The sequence below is a fragment of the Alteromonas sp. I10 genome, assembly GCF_003201515.1.
Classification (GTDB): domain Bacteria; phylum Pseudomonadota; class Gammaproteobacteria; order Enterobacterales; family Alteromonadaceae; genus Alteromonas; species Alteromonas macleodii.
The window spans coordinates 1-1,114 of record NZ_QJJN01000030.1 but is presented as its reverse complement, the minus strand read 5'-3'; the positions used below and the strand labels follow the sequence as shown (position 1 = coordinate 1,114).

The 1,114-nt window shown below is 46.1% G+C and carries 1 protein-coding gene; it reads right to left on the bottom strand.

Features of this window, described 5'->3' with window-relative positions:
* Positions 1 to 52 precede the first annotated feature (52 nt).
* Positions 53 to 1,114: elongation factor Tu (gene tuf / locus BZA03_RS20330; protein WP_039227900.1), on the bottom strand; the 1,062-nt coding region annotated here is incomplete at its 5' end.

Sequence of the window (1,114 nt, the reverse complement as noted above, 5' to 3'; positions counted from 1 at the left end):
AAAAAAAGCGCACCTAAGTGCGCTTTTTTTGGCTTGTGTTGCTAAGTCTAGATTAGTCTAGGATCTTAGATACAACACCAGCACCTACTGTACGACCACCTTCACGGATTGCGAAACGAAGACCTTCTTCCATCGCGATCGGAGCAATTAGCTCAACTTTGAATTTAAGGTTGTCACCAGGCATTACCATTTCTACGCCTTCTGGAAGCTCTACAGCACCAGTTACGTCAGTTGTACGGAAGTAGAACTGTGGACGGTAGCCTTTGAAGAATGGAGTATGACGGCCACCTTCATCTTTAGATAGTACGTATACTTCTGCTTCGAAGTTAACGTGTGGAGTGATTGAACCAGGCTTAGCTAGTACTTGACCACGTTCAACTTCATCACGCTTAGTACCACGTAGAAGAACACCAACGTTCTCACCTGCACGGCCTTCGTCAAGAAGCTTACGGAACATCTCAACACCAGTACAAGTAGTCTTAGTAGTATCTTTGATACCTACGATTTCTACTTCTTCACCAACTTTGATGATACCTTGCTCAACACGACCCGTTACAACTGTACCACGGCCTGAGATTGAGAATACGTCTTCGATTGGAAGAATGAACGGCTTGTCGATTGCACGCTCTGGCTCTGGGATGTATGAATCAAGCGCTTCACCAAGCTCGATGATTTTCTTTTCCCACTCTGCGTCGCCTTCAAGCGCCTTAAGAGCTGAACCTTGGATAACTGGCAGGTCATCACCTGGGAATTCGTATTCGTTAAGAAGTTCACGAACTTCCATTTCTACTAACTCTAGAAGCTCTTCATCGTCAACCATGTCACACTTGTTCATGAATACGATGATGTAAGGAATACCAACCTGACGACCAAGTAGGATGTGCTCACGAGTCTGTGGCATAGGGCCATCAGTCGCAGCAACTACTAGGATACCACCGTCCATCTGAGCAGCACCAGTGATCATGTTTTTAACGTAATCAGCGTGTCCTGGGCAGTCTACGTGCGCGTAGTGACGAGTAGGAGTGTCATATTCTACGTGTGAAGTAGAAATGGTGATACCACGTGCTTTCTCTTCAGGCGCGTTATCGATTTGATCGAAAGCCTGTGCGTTACC